Origin of the sequence: Paenibacillus sp. FSL K6-1558 (assembly GCF_038002565.1) — a bacterium.
Lineage (GTDB): Bacteria > Bacillota > Bacilli > Paenibacillales > Paenibacillaceae > Paenibacillus > Paenibacillus polysaccharolyticus.
The window spans coordinates 3,722,953-3,741,637 of the sequence record NZ_JBBOCV010000001.1 but is presented as its reverse complement, the minus strand read 5'-3'; the positions used below and the strand labels follow the sequence as shown (position 1 = coordinate 3,741,637).

The 18,685-nt window shown below is 45.6% G+C and carries 16 protein-coding genes; 11 read left to right on the top strand and 5 right to left on the bottom strand.

Annotated features, from left to right (window positions below; all coding sequences use genetic code 11):
- The first annotated feature begins 458 nt into the window (after positions 1-458).
- The 6 genes from MHI38_RS16070 (at position 459) to MHI38_RS16045 (ending at position 7,715) form a co-directional block, all read left to right on the top strand.
- The gene (locus MHI38_RS16070) at positions 459-1,991 is read left to right on the top strand and encodes a peptidoglycan DD-metalloendopeptidase family protein (RefSeq protein ID WP_154960427.1); all 1,533 of its coding nucleotides are present in this window, start codon (positions 459-461) and stop codon (positions 1,989-1,991) included.
- Positions 1,992-2,282: 291 nt separating this feature from the next.
- A complete protein-coding gene (yycF, locus tag MHI38_RS16065) occupies positions 2,283-3,005 on the top strand; it encodes a response regulator YycF (protein ID WP_154889677.1) in 723 nt (240 codons plus the stop codon).
- Positions 3,005-4,855, top strand: coding sequence for a cell wall metabolism sensor histidine kinase WalK (gene walK, locus MHI38_RS16060; protein WP_154889679.1), 1,851 nt, complete (start codon positions 3,005-3,007; stop codon positions 4,853-4,855). Before yycF ends, walK begins: the two co-directional genes overlap by 1 nt.
- On the top strand, positions 4,839-6,119 hold the full coding sequence (locus MHI38_RS16055) for a YycH family regulatory protein (RefSeq protein WP_154889681.1): 1,281 nt from the start codon (positions 4,839-4,841) through the stop codon (positions 6,117-6,119). The genes walK and MHI38_RS16055 overlap by 17 nt, the downstream gene beginning before the upstream one ends.
- A gap of 39 nt (positions 6,120-6,158) precedes the next feature.
- Positions 6,159-6,902 (top strand): two-component system regulatory protein YycI, encoded by a 744-nt coding sequence (yycI, locus tag MHI38_RS16050; RefSeq protein WP_090923623.1) that lies wholly within the window; start codon positions 6,159-6,161, stop codon positions 6,900-6,902.
- Positions 6,903-6,908: 6 nt separating this feature from the next.
- The gene (locus tag MHI38_RS16045) at positions 6,909-7,715 is read left to right on the top strand and encodes an MBL fold metallo-hydrolase (RefSeq protein ID WP_090923565.1); all 807 of its coding nucleotides are present in this window, start codon (positions 6,909-6,911) and stop codon (positions 7,713-7,715) included.
- Here MHI38_RS16045 and MHI38_RS16040 read toward each other — a convergent pair.
- Entirely contained in the window at positions 7,684-7,896 is a 213-nt protein-coding gene (locus MHI38_RS16040; protein ID WP_090923564.1) for a hypothetical protein, read from the bottom strand. The two genes, MHI38_RS16045 and MHI38_RS16040, sit on opposite strands and share 32 nt — an antisense overlap.
- 596 nt (positions 7,897-8,492) lie before the next feature.
- Here MHI38_RS16040 and MHI38_RS16035 point away from each other — a divergent pair.
- From MHI38_RS16035 to MHI38_RS16015, 5 genes are all read left to right on the top strand, one after another.
- Positions 8,493-9,770, top strand: a complete 1,278-nt coding sequence (locus tag MHI38_RS16035) for a S1C family serine protease (RefSeq protein WP_154890313.1) — start codon at positions 8,493-8,495, stop codon at positions 9,768-9,770.
- Between the two features lie 596 nt (positions 9,771-10,366).
- Complete coding sequence (locus MHI38_RS16030) at positions 10,367-10,888, top strand: hypothetical protein (RefSeq protein ID WP_260510742.1); 522 nt, start codon at positions 10,367-10,369, stop codon at positions 10,886-10,888.
- A 368-nt stretch (positions 10,889-11,256) separates the two neighbouring features.
- A complete protein-coding gene (locus tag MHI38_RS16025; RefSeq protein ID WP_090923561.1) occupies positions 11,257-11,424 on the top strand; it encodes a CxxH/CxxC protein in 168 nt (55 codons plus the stop codon).
- 342 nt (positions 11,425-11,766) lie between these two features.
- Complete coding sequence (gene rlmH, locus MHI38_RS16020) at positions 11,767-12,246, top strand: 23S rRNA (pseudouridine(1915)-N(3))-methyltransferase RlmH (RefSeq protein ID WP_062327777.1); 480 nt, start codon at positions 11,767-11,769, stop codon at positions 12,244-12,246.
- 324 nt (positions 12,247-12,570) lie between these two features.
- A complete protein-coding gene (locus MHI38_RS16015) occupies positions 12,571-13,767 on the top strand; it encodes a DUF418 domain-containing protein (protein WP_308723238.1) in 1,197 nt (398 codons plus the stop codon).
- Between the two features lie 198 nt (positions 13,768-13,965).
- On the opposite strand, the gene MHI38_RS16010 is transcribed toward MHI38_RS16015, so the two are convergent.
- From MHI38_RS16010 to MHI38_RS15995, 4 genes are all read right to left on the bottom strand, one after another.
- Positions 13,966-14,814: a hypothetical protein gene (locus tag MHI38_RS16010; RefSeq protein ID WP_154889689.1), complete on the bottom strand. Its 849-nt coding sequence runs from the start codon at positions 14,812-14,814 to the stop codon at positions 13,966-13,968.
- 13 nt (positions 14,815-14,827) lie between these two features.
- Positions 14,828-15,394, bottom strand: a complete 567-nt coding sequence (locus tag MHI38_RS16005) for a hypothetical protein (RefSeq protein ID WP_154889691.1) — start codon at positions 15,392-15,394, stop codon at positions 14,828-14,830.
- Positions 15,395-15,440: 46 nt separating this feature from the next.
- A complete protein-coding gene (locus MHI38_RS16000) occupies positions 15,441-16,151 on the bottom strand; it encodes a hypothetical protein (protein ID WP_154889694.1) in 711 nt (236 codons plus the stop codon).
- 354 nt (positions 16,152-16,505) lie between these two features.
- Positions 16,506-18,536: a right-handed parallel beta-helix repeat-containing protein gene (locus tag MHI38_RS15995; protein ID WP_221787657.1), complete on the bottom strand. Its 2,031-nt coding sequence runs from the start codon at positions 18,534-18,536 to the stop codon at positions 16,506-16,508.
- Between the last annotated feature and the right edge of the window lie 149 nt (positions 18,537-18,685).

The following is an 18,685-nucleotide window of genomic DNA, read 5'->3' as shown; positions in this document are numbered from 1 at the left end:
GCTTTAAGCGTGATGAGCCTGCCAGACTAAGAATAGAACAAGTCGATTTTAATCCTTCATCAGAGGTATTCTGATGGGGGATTTTTTTGTATTTACATGAAAAATTGAATGCAATTCAGTAGGTCTTAGAACCTAGTCTTAGATTGAGATAAAAAGTACATAGTATAACTGGAGTTGAGGCATAATGGGTGATGGAACAGACGCTCTAACCTATGGATATATCAGGGAAACCAGATAGGACGCGGATTTTTCTTGTGAGGATAAGAGTTGAAATGACTGTAAAACCTGTGTTAAAGTATACGGGTGTGATAAAAGGTTAAAATTTTGACACTTTTAAGAGCACAGCTAAAGTCCTGCTTTTTTAAATAATCATAACAATGAACTTACTTGCATAAGACTCACCATGAGGTGAAGTCCGATTCAAATGCGGATTAAGAAGTGCTGAAAAGGAGAGAATCATGAAAGGTTTCAGAGGCAAACGCCAACCGGATCAACACCGGGTACACGAACAATCCGGAGAACACCGGACGGCCGAAGACAAAAACAGCATGAGCATGTCCAACTTCAGTTCAAATAAGAAAAGAATTTTGTCATCGCGCAAATGGATCATTACCGCAACTTGTGGCATTCTGATTGCAGCATCGGTTGGATTCGGAGTTAAGCAATATGTGGCTTCCAATACGGTTCCTTATTATAAGGTTATAGTCAAAGGCACTGAAGTTGGAACCATTGCCAACGAGGCACAACTGCAGCAGTTGTTTGCGAAAAAAACCGAAGAATACCGGGAGAAGTATCCGGATGCAGAGATGGTGCTGAACACAGACGGAATTACAACGGAAACGGTAAGGGCATATAAACCCGAAGTGAACAGCGAGCAAACGCTGGACAAACTGGGCAACATGTTAACGGCTTATGCCAAAGGCGTGGAGCTTAAAGTGAACGGTGAAGTCGTCGGCATTGTGAAGGATCAGGAAACGGCAGACAAGATCCTGCAACAAGTACAGAGCAAATACATACCGGCATCGGCTGTGCGAAGCTCACTGAAAACCAAGTCGGTATCGGCGAATTCTTCTAAAAAGGATAACGGGCCAAGTACAACGTTAAAATCCGTAGACATCAAAGAAGAAGTGACAACGGATACGGTGAAGGCGGACCCGAATAAAATATGGGATGAGTCCGAGGCGGTTAAAGCTTTAACCGTTGGTAAAGACGCGCCTGTAACCTATGTAGTGCGAGAAGGAGATACGATCTCTTCGATCGCAGCCAAATATGAGATTACACAAAGCGAGATTCGTAAACATAACCCGGGCATCAAGGAGACATCCCTCCAGATTGGACAGGAGTTGACTCTGACCGTACCAAAGCCGGCAATCACGGTTAAATCGGTGGAGCAAGTGGTAGAACAGATTGAAGTGAAACCACAGGTTGAGGTGCGCAAAAGTGCTGAGCTGAAGGCAGGTACGACGAAAGTGGTTCGTCCAGGCCAAAGCGGGCTAAAAAATATGCAGTATCGCATCACCAAAGAAAACGGCGAAGTCGTTCGCGAAGAATGGCTGGGTCAGGAAGTTCTCAAAACTGCGGTGACTGAGGTAGTGCTGAGTGGAACTAAAGTGGTTGGCGAAGGCACAGGACAGTTTGCATGGCCTGTATCCAATGCGACGATGAGCAGCAGCTTCGGTCAACGTTGGGGGCGTCAGCACAAAGGTGTCGATCTGGTCGGTAATCGCGATGTGAAATCTGCAGATGAAGGTGTAGTTACTTTTGCAGGCCAAAAGAGCGGTTATGGGAATGTCATCATTATTAACCATCGCAACGGATATGAAACACTTTACGGTCACTTGAATAGCATCAGTGTTGATGTTGGCCAAGTGGTGGAAAAGGGCGACAGTATCGGCGTGATGGGCAATACCGGACGTTCCACAGGAACACATCTGCATTTTGAGATTTTGAAAAATGGTACAGCAGAAAATCCGATGACTTATCTGAATTAAGGATATATCACGATATTGAGTATAGTACACAAGGCATCGCTTCACGATGCTGAGATAAGAACAAGGTCCGCTGTAAAGCTGGCCTTGTTTTTTTGGTGTGAAATATTTCTACAGGAAACGGCTTCCAAGAGGGGGATCGGGATGTGACGGTGCCTCAGGTATGTTAAACTAGAGAGTATAAGTCGTTGACTATATTCAACACACAACATGATATGGACTATAAGCAATACAATAGATTAGAGAGACAGCGCCAGTGGCGGATTAAGCAGGATATAGGGGTGAATTCAGCCGATGCAGGGAAAGATTTTGGTGGTGGACGACGAGCAGCCCATCGCAGATATTCTGAAGTTTAATTTGGAAAAAGAGGGATACGAGGTCATCTGTGCGTTTGATGGTATTCGTGCGGTCGAACTGGCGTTATCCGAGAAACCGGATCTGATGCTTCTGGATCTGATGCTTCCGGGCAAGGACGGGATGGATGTGTGCCGCGAGGTGCGTGCTCATCTGGAGGTCCCGATTATTATGCTGACAGCCAAAGATGGAGAGATCGATAAAGTACTCGGTCTGGAACTAGGCGCAGATGATTATGTAACCAAACCTTTTAGCACACGGGAGTTGCTCGCGCGGGTCAAGGCTCAGATGCGCAGACAACAGAAACCTACAGCGATTGTAGAAGCGCCAGAGGAAGAAGGGAAGCAGATCCTGCGGCTGTTTGATCTGGCTTTTGATATGGACATGTATACGGCGTACAAGGGCGGAGAACCGCTTGATCTGACGCATCGGGAATATGAGCTACTCTATTATATGGCCAAGCATTCGGGCAAAGTCATGACACGAGAGCATCTGTTGCAAGCTGTATGGGGATACGAGTATTTTGGAGATGTGCGTACAGTGGATGTGACGATTCGCAGGCTACGGGAGAAGATTGAAGAAAATCCGAGCAAGCCGGAAACGATTCTGACTCGCCGGGGGCTTGGTTATCTCGTGCGCAGTGCCAAAAGCGTGGGGATATAATGGGCCGATTCTCGCAATTTTCGTTCTTTCGAACGATTCAGGCGAAATTAATTATTATATATGTGCTGCTGATTCTAATTGCGATGCAATTGATCGGGGTTTATTTTGTAAGTGCGATGAAGAACTCGCTCACTAGCAACTTTACAGAAGATTTGCAGGCACGGGCAGAGATGCTCTCAGTGTTAGTCGGTCAGACGATGGCTGGTGGAGAAGCGGAGGGTGGAGAGGACAAAACGGAGAACCTGCGTGTCCTGGTAAACAATCTGTTCAACATCAACGGTGCCGAGATTCAGGTGCTGGATGCCAGCGGCAAGGTGCTTACGACTTCGCTAAGTTCACATTCCGATTATATTGGGCGAAAAAATACCCAGACCGTTGTCAGCCGTGCATTGCAAGGCATTCGGGATAATGAGGAATATATCGTAGACGAGGATAATGTCCGCAAAAAAGTCGTGGCCAAGCCAGTTTTAACCGGCGGCAAAATTATTGGTGCAGTCTACATCGCCGCTTCGATGAACGAGCTGTACGCGACGATGGAAGGCATTAACAAGATTTTCATATCCGGTATTCTGATCGCCTTGGTATTAACGGCGGTGCTCGGTGTCATTCTGTCACATACGATTACCCAGCCGATTAAGGAAGTGACAAGGCGGGCAACCGCGGTTGCAGAAGGGAACTTCGATCAGCAGACACCGGTATTTGGCACAGATGAGATTGGTCAGCTTAGCCAGGCATTTAACTATATGACCAGCAGGCTGCGAGATGCTCTTTCCCAGAACGAAGAGGAGAAAGAGAAGCTGACCTCGATCCTGACCAATATGAGTGATGGTGTTGTTGCGACGGATGAGCATGGAAAAGTCATTCTCGTCAACCGCCGTGCCAGCAACATTCTCGGCATGCGCCCATCGGATATTGAGGGCAGGCACTTTGCTGTCCTGCTGGGTATTGATCCGGAGGACGCGGAAGCACTGGCAAGTGGTTTCACCGGCTCAACATTGCTCCAGATTGCTCCGGCAGGTCAGGAAGAGCCGGTCGTGATTCGCATGACGTTCACTCCTGTACACCGGCGTGAGCTGGGGATCACCGGCACAATTGCGGTACTTCAGGATGTAACGGAGCAGGAAGAACTGGAAAACTCCAGGCGTGAGTTTGTAGCGAATGTATCGCATGAGCTGCGTACACCGCTCACCACGATTAAAAGTTACGCCGAAGCGCTGGATGATGGGGCATTGGAAGACCCGCAGCTGGCGGGACGTTTTGTCGGTGTAATTCAGAATGAGACCGAGCGCATGATCCGTTTGGTGACGGACCTATTGCACCTGTCCAGACTGGATTCCAAGGAAGCGTTGCTACGCAAGCAACCTATCGATATTTTGGAGATGCTGGAGGAAGTCACGGATCGATTCTCCTTCCAGATGCATCAGAAGGACATTCAGTCTGTTCTGTCTGTGGAGAATGATATTCCAGCCGTTCCACTCGATCGGGATCAGATTGACCAGGTTCTGGACAATGTAGTGTCCAACGCATTGAAATATACGCTGGAGGGCGGCACCATTACGATCGCCGCCCGGCGTAGCGATGAGCATACGTTAGCTATCTCCGTATCTGACACAGGTATGGGTATTCCGCAGCGTGATCTGGATCGGATATTTGAGCGTTTTTACCGCGTTGACAAAGCACGCTCTCGCAGCATGGGGGGCACAGGGCTTGGATTGTCCATTGCCCGGGAAATTGTAAAAGCTCACGATGGAAACATCTCTCTTGAGTCTGAGGTAGACGTTGGCACAACGGTAACGTTCACATTGCCAATGCGTGATAAGGGAGGTGAGCACCTTGAAGGAACGGATTAAATCTCTGGTGCTCGCTTCACTGGTTGCAGCCAGTCTGATCCAGAGTTATTTCCTGATCTATCGTCTTCCTGGGGGCGGTGACTCTGTGGTGACCTCGGAGACAAACTACGTGAAGACCGAAAATATGGGCCAAGAGCGTAATATTGAGGAGTTAATTTTCCCGAATCAGATGATTATTCATCTGGGTCAGGATAAACATACGGTGTTTTACCCTGGCAACACGTTCTATCAATTGATCTATTCCAGGCTGAAAGGCCGGACGTTCGAGGATTTTCAGCGTCGCAATGTGCAGTCGGTGAATTGGGATCAGATTCGTAAGGAGAGTCCCGGCTTTGAGTTGTCGTTTAAGGAAGGCATGCCAGTGGCCTTGTTACAGCGAGTGATGCGCTTAGGAACAGATTCTCTTTTTCAAGGAGAGACAATCAACCGTATCGCTATATATACAACTCCAGATGAGACAAAGGCTCATGCGCTTTTTTTCAGTGCCAAGGGGGATGTGGTCTATGAGGCCACACAGGCCGACTTGACGGTGCAGGATGTGCAGCAACATGTCGATTTTGGGACGAGCTGGACACCGTACACGCTAATGGAAGGCGGATATTATATTCCGACGCAGGCACTGGATACGATTGAGGCAGATGTGCCGACAGGGCAGTTCACGGTAGAGCAGATGCAGCGCAGTCTGTTCACTGATCCAAGCATGACCCGGAATATTCGGGAAAAAGATGGATCAGAGATTTATACGGATAGCAAACGTAGTCTGCAAGTGAAGCAGGAGCAACGCTGGATCAGCTATACAGACCCGGCGGCACCGCCAGCTGGACAGAGTGATGCGTCCAAGGACGCACTGTTTGCGGTTGACTTTGTCAATCAGCATGGTGGCTGGAAAGGGCGCTCACACATGATGCTCAAATCAGCTGACAACAAAACGAAGTTGCAGTTCCAGCAGTATTACGGCAGTTACCCAATCTTGGATTCGATGCAATTCCGTTTCGGCACGATCAACATGGAAATGCAGCAGGAGACGGTATCTAGTTATGAACGATCTTTGGAATATTTGAACGAAGGTGCGGAGACGAAGAAGTCCATCAAGTTGCCCGGCGGGGATAAACTGAAAAATCTGATCCGCAAAGTAGCGGGTGAAAACCGTAAAGTCGTGGATGTATACCCGGCATATCGTCCATCTGCGATGGAGGATGGGTTGCGGCTGATCCCGGTTTGGGTGATCCGCTTTGGCAACGGTGAGGAGACGACGGTGTCTTAGCTTAGTCTCAATGGAGATGTAAATAAGGAGGTGAATGATCTGGATTGGGGACGGGCGAAAAATGTATTAATATATGCATTTCTGCTGCTGAATCTGGTATTGGGATATCAGATCTGGATGGATGCGCGGGAGACGGCCGGAGCCAATCTGGACTTCACCTCGCTCGCAGATAATACACAGCAGGCGATGGAAGAGAAGGGCATCCAGGTGCTGGCGCCGATTCCAAATGAAACGCCGAAGCTGCCGAAGTTGTCCTATGAGTTTACCGAAGAGGACAAGTCGGGGATTGAAGTGGAGCTGGAGGAGCCGGTGGACAGCAAGCTGATCTTCTCGCCAAGCGAGCTAGCGGACGCGCTGCAGGCGGAGATTCCGCAAATCGGCACGTACCGGCTGGATCAGCTGATGGCGGAAGATGGGGCTTTTGTGCTCCACCCGCTGGTGGACGGCAAATGGCCGCTCTTTAACGTGAGTCTGGAGCTGTTCTACAGCGATCAGAAAATCACGGGTTATCATCAGACTCCCGTGCGGATTACAACCGCCGAGGAGAGCGATCAGCAGGTGCTTCCGGCGTCAAAGGCGCTGGGAACGCTGATCGAAAACTTTTTGCCAAACAATGCAATTGTGAAAGACATACAGCTGGGCTATTACGGCCAGTTGTTCAATTCAGATATACAGGTAGCGATGCCGGCATGGCGGTTCGTGCTGGAAAGTGGCGAAGTGTTGTACGTGCAGGGCATCAGTGGGGATGTATTCAGTCCCAAGTCAGATAAACCAGGGGAGTAATGCGTTATGGGGATATATTTTACGGTGTTATCCAGTGGTTCGACAGGTAATGCCACAGTCATTCAGCATGGGGGCACTTCGCTCATGATTGATGCGGGTCTTAGCGCGAAGCGGCTGGAGGCATTATTTCTGGAACGGGAGATTTCTGGAACGGAACTGGATGGCATTCTGGTGACACATGAACATTCGGATCATATTAAAGGACTAGGCGCGATGTCTCGGAAATATAATTTACCGATCTATGCAAATACAAATACGTGGGCGGCTTTGGAGAAGTCGGTCGGAGCGATTCCCGAGGAGAACCGACGGATTTTTGAAACGGGTGAAAAGCATGATTTTGGCTCGCTACGCGTAGAGTCCTTCGGTATTTCGCATGATGCGGCTGAACCGGTAGGTTATACATTCGACGATGGTAGCGAGAAGTTGTCCGTTGCGACAGACCTCGGCTATATGAGCGACAAGGTTCGCGATGCGATCTCGGACTCGGATGTGCTCGTGCTGGAGGCGAATCATGATGTCGAATTGCTCCGCATGGGGCGGTATCCGTGGAACACCAAGCGCCGGATTCTGAGTGATATCGGGCATTTGTCGAACGAAGCCGCAGGTGCGGCGCTTAGTGAACTGATGAACGGACGCATCAAACGTACGTATCTGGCACATCTCAGCCGGGATCATAATATGATGGATTTGGCTAAAATGTCGGTGCGTGATGCGATGGAAAGCCGTGGCTGTTTTTATCGGGACCATGAGTTCAAGCTCTGTGATACGTATTATGATCGTCCTACACCATGGGATAGGGTGGGTGAGCCATAAAGCTGTCTAGTTCGGCGGCTTTGCGCTCCACTTCCTCGCGGGTGAGGATGCCTTTATCAATAAGCAGTTCAATGATGGTGCTGAGCGCGAGTGTGTTACGATAATGTTCTTCTTTGAGATCAGCCAGCTTGGCCGCCATATGAACTTCGTCCATAGCTGTGAGTGTTCGCGTGCGTTCCATTGTGGAATCCTCCTTCATTCTATGAAGCTTTGAATTGTTCTTTTACTATTATTGTAGTCAGGCTGGGTGGAAAACATTCCTCTTTTTGCCGCTAACATTCTCCGGGCGGGATGTGTATGCTGAAACTGTAGCTGTACCGCTTTGAATTTGGAATGAGTTGGGATTGAAAAGTTTGATGAATTCGAAAGAATAGCGCTTAGCGTATCCCATTTTGTGGTGATAGATAGTATGAACCTTTATTGTTAAGGGAGTTGTCGCGAAAATTTACGTTTATTTACGTAATTATGCAACTTTTTGGGATATAAAGTGTTTAGTATATAAGGAGTATTATGATTTTGGCTGTTTTTGCGTATGAAATGGAATCTCAAATCTCGCAATAGGCGAGAGCATGATTGATAGAGCACACGGATGCAGTGCCATCCTGTTGTATATATACGTTCGTTCCTGGCCTTGTTCGGGAATGTAGCGATGTGCAAGACCATTTTGTTAAAAAGCAAAAAGGCATGGGGAAACAGGGAGTTTCACTGGTCATCCATGCAATAACTTGGGCGGCAGTCAGGGTCTTGATGCGTGACAACGAAGGGGAGAGGATCACGATGGGATTGTTTGGAGACGATTTTTATTCAACCAAGGTATCAAGACGCGCCGAACCTGAACAGAAAGGCAAACTTCAGATCATCCGCCCGGGAGGCGGAAAACGCGCACGTGATCGCTGGAGCAATCCGCGTAGATCACGCTCGGAATTCAGTTCTACCGTCAAGGTAGCTGTGATCAGTTCGGTGATTAGCTCCATCGTGACGGTTACGCTGTTCAGCTTCATCAGCCAGCCTGCAACGCAATTACCTCTGGCGAATGCGGCAGGTCAAGGTAGTGGAACTGCACAGACAGCACAGGTCGCTGATCCTTACGACCGCATCATCAACGCGGCGGCAGAAGTACGTCCTTCTGTTGTCAGCATCGTGAATCATAAAACAGGCAGTAGCCTGTCGATGGAAGATTCCGCGCTGGGGTCTGGGGTTATTTTCAAAAAAGAAGATGGCAAAGCCTACATTATGACCAATCACCACGTCGTGGAAGGTGCCAGTGATCTGGAGATCGTGACGGTGGACGGGGAAACACATAAAGCCAAACTGGTAGGTAAAGACCGGGTGAGTGACATCGCGGTACTGTCAACGGACGACAAAGGCCTCGGAGCGGCGGCAGAAATCGGTGATTCCAGCAAGCTGCAACGCGGCCAGACGGTGCTGGCGATCGGTAACCCGCTGGGACTTGGGGGTACGCTGACCTCGGGAATCGTTAGTTACACAGATCGGATTTTGCCTGTATCCATTAATCAGGATGGGGTATATGACTGGGAGCAAAACGTCATTCAGACGGATGCAGCCATTAACGAAGGCAACAGCGGCGGAGCACTGGTTGATCTGAACGGCAAGGTTGTAGGCATCAACACGATGAAAATTTCGGATACCGGCGTTGAGGGTCTCGGCTTCGCTATTCCGATGAACGAAGTGATGAAAACGGTGGATTCCCTTTTGCTGAACGGCAAAGTATCCCGTCCTTATCTTGGCGTGTACACCGTTGATCTGAGTAATCCGTATGCTCCACTGGATGATGATCAGCGCAAGGACCTCAAACTGCCATCCCACGTGGATAGCGGTGTGGTCGTATTAGAGGCTTCCGGCCCGGCATCCGAGGCAGGCATGAAGCTGAACGATGTGATTACGGAATTTGATGGGCAAAAAATTACCTCCACGCTGGACCTGCGGAAATTCCTGTACGATAAGAAAAAGATCGGCGATTCAATAGAGGTCTCGTTCTATCGGGATGGCAAAGCGGAGAAAGTGTCTGTGAAGCTGACGGATAAGCCGGAGTAAGGCTTGCTGAGTTTTATGAAGTTTGTGGGGCTGTGACCGTGGAGCATGATTTGCAGGTTGTTTCACTGAAATGATCATATGTCATGGAACATGGCCATACTGATAAGGTGATCATGAGACAGATGATAGTAGAGAGAGTGATCAGAATATATCTGACCACTCTTTTTATGTTCATGGGGCATGAGGTAGAGCCTGAAGGTAGGGCAGGACACAACTATATAAGTTGGACTATTCTTTTACACGTTAACGAAGAGGACAGAAAAAACCTGGAAAAGCGAAGCGCTCGCCTGAAAGCTTTCTGCAAGAAAGCTACATCGGAAGCATACGCTTATCACCGGATTTTCCCTTTGGAAAAGGGAATTAAAAAAAATCTGGGGATAACCGCTACTTTCCAGGTTATTCTGTCATCGGAGTGGACTGTGTAAAATCTTTAGTTCAATTTATATAGACAGAAAGACTTGGAGCGAAAGGCGCAGATACATTTGTTCGCCTGTATGGTAAACTGTTCTTAATGTGTTTACATAGATCGTTGTTGCAAATAACAGCTGGATAACGTGTGATCTGGCTAGCTAATCTGAAAATGGAGGGATTCGGAGATGAATCTGTTGAAGAAAAAGGTACTTGGAGGAACAAGCTTGGCACTATCGATGCTGTTGTTATCTGCTTGTGGATCGGAGAGCACACCAGCTGCATCAGTAGATACGAGCGCGTTGCAGGAGAAGATTGCTGGCCTGGAGAAAAAGCTGACCGAGCAGGGAATTAAAAGCGATGAGCAGGCGCAGAAAATTGCTGCACTTGAGAAAAAGCTGAATGAATTTGGTACAGCTGGCGTTGCTGGACAAGGGACGGGTGGCAAAACACCGACAGCTGGAGGAAACAACGGATCTGCTGGAAAAGGAGACGGGGTGCTGATTACGTTTGCCCAGTATGAGAAGCTGGAGGTTGGCATGACCGTGGAAGAGGTCATCAATATTCTAGGCGGTGAAGGTGAAGCGCTAAGTGAAGCGGAGAACATGGTCGTGTACAACTATAAAGGTACAGCTGGCAACGGCGGCAACGCGGTAATTGCTTTTCAAGGCGGGAAATTGCTCACGAAGGCTCAGTCGGGATTGGAGTAGGCTGGTAGCTGGGGGTAAGAAGCAAGTTGAGGATAGCGTAAAGGTAACGACAAGGGTAAAGCAAGGATGAGTGCAAGAGCGTGAATGCGCTTGGAGTTAAATTAAAGTTGAAGCATTCCAGCAAGGATACCTGACTGAGGTGGGTATTGTTGAGGGGGTGCTTTTTTGATCTTATGGGAAAGATAGATGTGCACATCTTGAGGAAGAGGCTTTTTTTGGTGCAAGAGTGGCAAGTTTTTGCGCCGATCTGCGAGGTGGGGGTTTCTTTTCCGCGGCAGGTGTGATAGAACTGAGAAGTGGCTATCCTGTAATGGGATAAGCGGTTGTGAATCGGGAACATAGCTGGTGACAGAAAGGATGCTTGACGGATGTACGTTGTATGCAAAGAACACGTGGACATTGCCATCGACATGTTTGTAGATGAATATGAGGACGCTCCAGATATCGTGGATCTGAAGGAGACGGAATTTGCCGACTGGGACCCGCCTGCCAAATGCGCTGAGTGCGATCAGCACGCGGAATTCCTTGTCGTTTAGCGTACTGTAGAGCAGGCCGCCAGGGGTGCTATTGGATGTTGCTATGGGATATCGTTGTGCATGGCGTAGTAGCGTAGCGGTAGTGCTTCTGGCGTTAGACTTGGTTCGATCCGGTATGAACATCACAGCAAGGTGCAGAGAGAGCGTGTTGAGCGCTCTTTTTGCGTTTGTAGGGAGCGAGCGGCTGTGGCATGGGAGATTTTAAAAGTGGGCGATTCGAGCTGGATAAGGTTTGTGGTGATCGTTAGAGTTTTGGAATGAACTTGGTTTGCATGAACGATGCGATTGAAGCATCTAACATATAGATGGATGGCAAGACGACGATTCAGGAGGAATGATGAGATGTTAATTCAAATTATTGGCGTAGGCAAATTGAAGGAAAAATATTTAACGCTGGGCATTCAGGAATATGCCAAGCGGCTCGCCCCGTACATCAAGTTTCAGATGATCGAGGTCGCAGACGAGAAAGCGCCCGATACCCTGAGCGAAGCTGAGGTGCGGGCGGTAAAAGAGCGCGAGGGCGAACGCATCCTCGCGCATGTGAAGAGCGAGGCGCATGTCGTCGCGCTCGCACTGGATGGCCAGCTCTGGAGTTCGGAGGAGCTGGCTATGGAGATCGACAAGCTCGGCACGTATGGGACGAGCCATGTCGTGTTTGTCATCGGAGGAAGCCACGGGCTCTCCGATGAGGTGTTGCGCCGCGCGAAGCAGCGCTTAAGCTTCGGGCGCATGACCCTGCCGCATCAGTTAATGCGGCTGGTGCTGGTAGAACAGATTTATCGCGCAGTGAAGATCAATCGGGGTGAACCATACCACAAGTAAGGGAGAAATTTCTACATTTTATACTTTCCGAGCGTGGAAGTGTACCCACTTCGTGAGGGGGGACTGCCCTGCCTATTGGTTATAAAGACTGTCACACAAGCAAGTGATTAAGTAATCAATTAAATTTTTAATTTTATATGATACCATGTAAACTGAATTTGAATGAAGAGCGAGGAGAAATACTAGGTCTCAGCCCTCAAGCACTTTTTATAAAAAGAAATGTCGCCTAAGTAAGTCTCTATTTTTAATCTATATAGGATTTGAAAAATATACAGTAAATAAAAGGATAGATATAAGGCCGAGTATAAAAAAAGAGGTGATTGTTTGAACTCATCAAAAAATCGCGTCCAATTAATTGATGGGCTACGTGGATTCAGTCTGATAGGCATTGTGTTGGCGAATATGCTGGCTTTCCAATACGGAATGTTTGGACAGAGTGAACCCCAACTGTTAGGAATCGATGGTGCAGACCGCACTCTTCACTCCTTACTTCTTATCACTGTGGTGGGTAGTTTTATGCCGATTTTTGCATTTATGTTCGGTTTTGGAATGATTAAGCTGGCTGAAAGTCTAGAATCACGAGATTTACGACCGAAATACCATTTGGCTCGTCGTTTCCTACTGTTGTTGGTTATTGGGATACTTCACATAACTTATCTATGGGAAGGGGATATCTTGACGATCTACGGTGTACTCGGATTCTTCTTGCTTCTGTTTCTAAATCGAAATCCAAAAACGTTATTTATCTTGGCGTTAATGCTACTCACCGGAGTTGGATTGCTGGATATTCTGAAGTTCAATCCAATGAATCCAATTGCTGATGTATCGACACATATGGAGAGTTATATCATACAGAGTCAGAATGTTTTTGGAAACGGTAGCTACACAGAGATTAGAGATTTTAGTAATAGTGTTAGTCCATTCGGTGGGGAGTCGGATAAAGGGATACTCCTGTTAGCCTTGGTGTTAGCTCCTCTTATGACACTACCAATGTTTCTGCTTGGCATGCGTGCTGCTAGAATTGGTACATTTAATGATCCACTAGCGATGCGATCTATGTATATTCGCCGTGCTTTGTTTCTGCTACCAATCGGTTTGCTGCTTAAAGTTTATAGTGTGCTACGACCCAAATTCAATGCCGAAGACTGGTTGTGCATCGAATTTGGATCGATGTTGGGAGGGATACTGCTCGCACTAGGCTACATTTACTTGTTTGCTCTACTTTATTCTGTAAACAGTCGAGCTAGTATATTCGTCAAGTTCGAGGCGGTTGGTCGTCTCTCATTGACCAATTATCTAATGCAGAGTGTAATCTGTACAACGATTTATTATGGATATGGATTGGGGCTGTTTGGCCGTGCTGGAGTATTTGCTGGAGTGATTATTGCACTCTCTGTATATGGTATTCAATTATTGTTCAGTCATCTATATCTCAAAAAATTTAGTAGCGGACCAGTGGAATATGTCCTAAGGATTGGGACATATATGTCCTTGAGAGGGAAGCCAAGAAAAAAGGAATGAAATCACCAAACTTCTCCAAAAGCAATGTGTTGAATCGTTCTGGAACAAACAAAAGGCTCGTATAAGTAGGATAATTTACTCTCCCTACGTAATTACGAGCCTTTACGTCTAATCTAATGTACATAAAGGATGATAAATAATTGTAATGATTTGGGGTGTCGACATTCTAATTAATATGAAATGGGCAGCCCCATTTGGTCAGAAACTATATAATTCCCCAAATCCTTTAAAGGTAGTAACTGTATTCTTGCTATTTTCAATTGAAAATTTGATATAACAGTTAGTTGCTTTTAAAGTATCTCCAAAAATTTCAGCTTTGAAGCCAACTCCTTTTTTTTCTCCGTATACATCAGTGTATCCCCAAAGATTATCTCCAAAGAACTTAGTTTCAAATATTTCATATTTAATAAGAGGAATAATTTTATCTTTATGATCGTTATACTGTTGAAGATTTAGAGTTGTTCTATAGTCTTTGGTAGATAAGTCGAATTTTTTGCACAAAGAGGTGAATGTGCGTCCATCTACTCTCTCTGAAAAGCTCCAAGTGCATTTTGTGCTAGGCTGAGGTTCAGCTAGGGCTTGATTCTTTTGGATCATCAGATTGTCATCAGCGTGCTCTATTATTTCGTAACCCTTTTGCTCGTTGACTGGCTGTGTACTTATAATTACTTTCCAGTTTTCATTGATATTTTTCATGTTTATTGGTAGGTTTATTATTTCATTGTCTGGAAATTCTAGCTTCACACTATAATTATATTCCTTATCACTAACTCTTTGTTGATCAATGATTGTAAATGAAAGAGGTACTTCTGAAGGATTCTCCAGAGAAGATTTATACTCTTGTTGCTTCTCTTCTAAACTGTTATAACGATGGTCTTCAGTCAATCTACTAAGTCTCTCATAGTCTTGATTAACCGAGGCCTCAAGATACTCTCTCAATATAAATTCCGAAGCTTCACTATTTGAAGTAGACTCATTAGCAAAGATAGTGGTAGAAATTCCAAAGAAAAGAACACAAACAATACTAAATACTTTTAATCTTCGCATGCAAAAAATCGCCTCACAATTCTTTCGAATATGTTTGTTTTAACAACTCTATTGTTTGAGAGAGGAAGTTCAGTGTTTTTTTACTTGTATGGATATTGTAGCTATTCATATAAGCATAAAAATTGGATGCTCCAGTAATGAGTTGTTGAAGAAAATCACGTTCTTCTAAAATAAATTGAGATATGGTCTTTTCTACGTGCAATGGATCATATTTTAGAGTTACTTCTATCAACCTATTATCAATCTTTTTAAAGCATATCAACTTTGGATCGATACCGTATATTCCTTCACCATATTCAAATCCACTTTCAATATAAATTTTTAAGACTGACAAATAGCATCCCCACAAATCTAATCCCCACTGTTCAAATCCAATCAGTAGTTGGTGAGTATCTTGAACAATAACGGCAATATTAAGCTCATTACTCTTCATAGGAATTTCATCACTCTGGCCAACATATAAACTTTCAAAATGTTCAACTGCGACAAAAAGCTCTCGCAACTCTTCAGTCCCCATACAAGAATATACTTCTGGAAGTGATTGTTGCGGTGGAATAAGAAACGTTTGAATGGAAACCATAAGCCCTCCAAATATCGATCCTCTTAACGAAATATATTTATTAAAATTATTTAGATTCAGCTACGTTCCAGCCCAAAGGATATAAAGTTACTACTTCATAGTCGCTACTAACAACAAGTCTATACTTTTTACCGTCATAAGTACCATCTACTGAAACGTTACCACTGTTGTTTGCGATTATTTTATTTTTATTGTTTTGGGTTTGATTTGCTACTACTGCAATAATACTTATAATATCTCTCATGCTGGTGGTGTCGTTGAAAAATGAATTATATTCTCTGTATCCTAGACCAGTCCAATATTTTGGATGATGTTTGCTTAAGATATGTTCTAATCCTCGGTCACTAGTACCGAATTTAAGTTCCACATATTCATTCGTGCCAATAAGCCAAAATTCCTCAATTAAAGAATTCCGAGTGACTAAGAAAGGAAGTTCATCTTTAAACTCATTTTCGATAGCATTCTCAACATAGGCCTCTGTAACTTTATTATATGTTTTAGTTGCTCCAAAGAGCAATTTAGCTGCCTCCATAACAATCCTAAAGATATTAGCTGGACGAACTTCACTCTGAGGTTGGACACTATTTGAACCTCTAGAGTTTTCTATTATCTCTAAAGTATCACTCTTTATTTTTTCAGTGAGCACTCTTTCAGTGTTGGGATTTGGATCAACTGCACCGTTAGCAAATGTTTGTGGAGTGGATACTGCGAACAAAGAAACACAAAGCAACAGTGATAAAATTTTATTTTTGATCAAGTTATTCTCCTCCTAAATATAATTTTATGAAATACTTACTGTTATTCCCTTTGGATATATTACCATTTTTATTTAAATTGTAAATATACAATAAAATACATATATATTAATATATATGTATTTTTAATTTCCATGTAAAGTTACAATATAGTATTTAGAGAAAAAAAGTTCCGTTGAGCAGTTGCAAGTCAAAAGTGATCTTCACACTTATTTTCTTATGTTTTGAAGTAAGAGGCTATCTCAAATAAAATCAGAGCCTCGTTTCAATTAGAGCCTTATTTTCTGATTATCGGAATATAGGCTTCACACAAAAAAGATCCAGTCACCCAAAGTGACTGGACCCTCAATAACAAACTAAATCCCAAACTCAACAATACCCTTCTCCCTTAACTCAAACGGACCTGGTGTAACATCTGCATCCGGTCTTTTTGTGCCGATAAAGTCAGAATCTAAGCGATAGGGAGTGCTGTCGGGTTCCTCGTACTTCATATCGGCGTGATACGTTTTTCCGAGCAGGTCGGTAGTAATCACCATGGCAGAGGTACCTCGAAGCAATTCGGCCTCATTGATCTGAATCTGCACCTTACCTAGAGCAGGATCAATCTCAACGTTTATGCCCTTCTGTTTAGAGACCTTCCCATCGGATTCGTGAGTACTTGGAACCGCATGATTGAGATATACATTGCCACCCATAGCTACCGGGAGAACGGCATTGCCTATAAAGAAATCCTTCGCGGCATCGCCAAGCTCCATAAGCTCTTCTTTGGTGTATTCCCACCACTTCTTATCTTTCACATTCGGATGTTGATCGTAGCCACCAAGTCCCACAGCATGCAGATAACAAATGGAATCGTCCGGCACACCATCCATAACCGTCTTCCCGTTCTCTCCAACGGCATCCCTTGGTTTGAGGGGAAGATGTTCAAAAAAGGTGATTGGAACAGGTTCCTTATTGGCGTCGGCGTCATTATCCCCCAAGAAGATATTGTTGTAGTACCTGTCGTCGCCTCCAGTGATATTGGAGTATCCCGCCATGGCTGTCTCATGAGGGAAGTGATATGGCGTAATCCGTGTGATCTCGGAACGAACGACAAATCGACCTGCGAATAAATTATGGGCAAACGCCCCGCCCTGAGCCATATTTCTGAAATTCATAGGTGAGAGGAATAGATTATGATCAACCATATATGGACCATGGCACACCTCAACGAAGAGGTCTTCTGAAATGTTGTCAAAAAATACATTGCGGCTGATCCGAGTGCCCTGTGCCTGCCAGTCAAGCCAAAGCGCTCGGTAACAACTGTACATTATATTTTCGCTAATTTGAGTATCCAGTGCAGCATGCAGTTTAATTCCCGCAACTTCAGCACCGTGTCTGAGCCGTTTATGATGAATATTATAAATCCGATTCTGGTAAATGTGGCTGAAGGCTGCTCCCATATGGCCCACAATACCGGCCTGTTCACAATCATGAATTACATTACCTCGAACGATGTGACTGCCGACGTGATCTTTATGCCAGCCGGAGCGTAATGCTCGTAAAATAACTTCCTGCTCCCGTTGTGTCCCACCTTTACTGCGCTTTTCCAAAGAGTTGGTGTGCCCTGTACCCATTTCGGTACCTAGGCTAATACCAACACATTTGGATTCACTGATTATATTGTTTTCGATAATCCAGCCCTTGCTCCAGTGTGGTCCGATCAGACCTTCCTGGTAGTCCGTAGGTGGCGCCCATTGAGGCGAAGCTTGACGCAATATGAAGCCACTCACGGTGATATAGTTCAATCCTGGCTTCTCAGGCCAGAAGCAATAAGGACGTACATTAATTTCTACATTTTCTTTTCTAGGATCTTTTCCGCCAAAATTAGCCCAAATCTTCGTCGTCGTAGAATCGACCTCGGCATACCATTTCAACAGTGAATCCTCGGAATACTTGGCTTCGGGCCAAACCTCCGGATTGTGAACGCTTTCAACATGAGCACATTCATACAATGACTTTCCATCCAAATAGACATCGCCGAGATGAACTGGGAAGGGCCCGTCGAACAACCAGTCTCCACTAAGCTCCACTTCAAAGGGATTACGAACGGAAAAGATGGAATTCAGCACTTCTGTGCTCCAAACGTCATTTCCTTCAGCTTTCCAGTCGGTAACCCGCTCAGCTCCTGTAATGACGACTTCACCGTCTCCTGCGGATCGATACACGATTCGATGCTCGGCTGTTCCTCCATTCGTCGGGTTGACCCATTCCCTGTATACTCCCGCATGAACAATAACGGTATCACCAGCCATGGCATGAGCCGCAGCGCGTGATATGGTACGAAGGGGTTGATCTGCGGTTCCTTTTCCTTGATCATTCCCATGTATGGATACATGATATTCCATAACAGCTCTCCTTCTATTTCAAAATGTTTGTTGGTTTCCACTATTATACTAGTAAATAAATGTATTGGGATATACAGGAAGAAGGATGTTTTATGAACAGGTGCTCTAGTGACATTGATCTGATGGAGATGACCCTGAAGAAATAAAGA

Excerpts from the sequence above, each read along its gene's own strand:
- MHI38_RS16030 (WP_260510742.1), top strand. The coding sequence starts at position 10,367 with ATGAATCTGTTGAAGAAAAAGGTACTTGGAGGAACAAGCTTGGCACTA.
- MHI38_RS16010 (WP_154889689.1), bottom strand. The coding sequence starts at position 14,814 with ATGCGAAGATTAAAAGTATTTAGTATTGTTTGTGTTCTTTTCTTTGGA.
- walK (WP_154889679.1), top strand. The coding sequence starts at position 3,005 with ATGGGCCGATTCTCGCAATTTTCGTTCTTTCGAACGATTCAGGCGAAA.
- MHI38_RS16005 (WP_154889691.1), bottom strand. The coding sequence starts at position 15,394 with ATGGTTTCCATTCAAACGTTTCTTATTCCACCGCAACAATCACTTCCA.
- MHI38_RS16045 (WP_090923565.1), top strand. The coding sequence starts at position 6,909 with ATGGGGATATATTTTACGGTGTTATCCAGTGGTTCGACAGGTAATGCC.
- rlmH (WP_062327777.1), top strand. The coding sequence starts at position 11,767 with ATGTTAATTCAAATTATTGGCGTAGGCAAATTGAAGGAAAAATATTTA.
- yycF (WP_154889677.1), top strand. The coding sequence starts at position 2,283 with ATGCAGGGAAAGATTTTGGTGGTGGACGACGAGCAGCCCATCGCAGAT.
- MHI38_RS16035 (WP_154890313.1), top strand. The coding sequence starts at position 8,493 with ATGGGATTGTTTGGAGACGATTTTTATTCAACCAAGGTATCAAGACGC.
- MHI38_RS16025 (WP_090923561.1), top strand. The coding sequence starts at position 11,257 with ATGTACGTTGTATGCAAAGAACACGTGGACATTGCCATCGACATGTTT.
- MHI38_RS15995 (WP_221787657.1), bottom strand. The coding sequence starts at position 18,536 with ATGGAATATCATGTATCCATACATGGGAATGATCAAGGAAAAGGAACC.
- MHI38_RS16040 (WP_090923564.1), bottom strand. The coding sequence starts at position 7,896 with ATGGAACGCACGCGAACACTCACAGCTATGGACGAAGTTCATATGGCG.
- MHI38_RS16070 (WP_154960427.1), top strand. The coding sequence starts at position 459 with ATGAAAGGTTTCAGAGGCAAACGCCAACCGGATCAACACCGGGTACAC.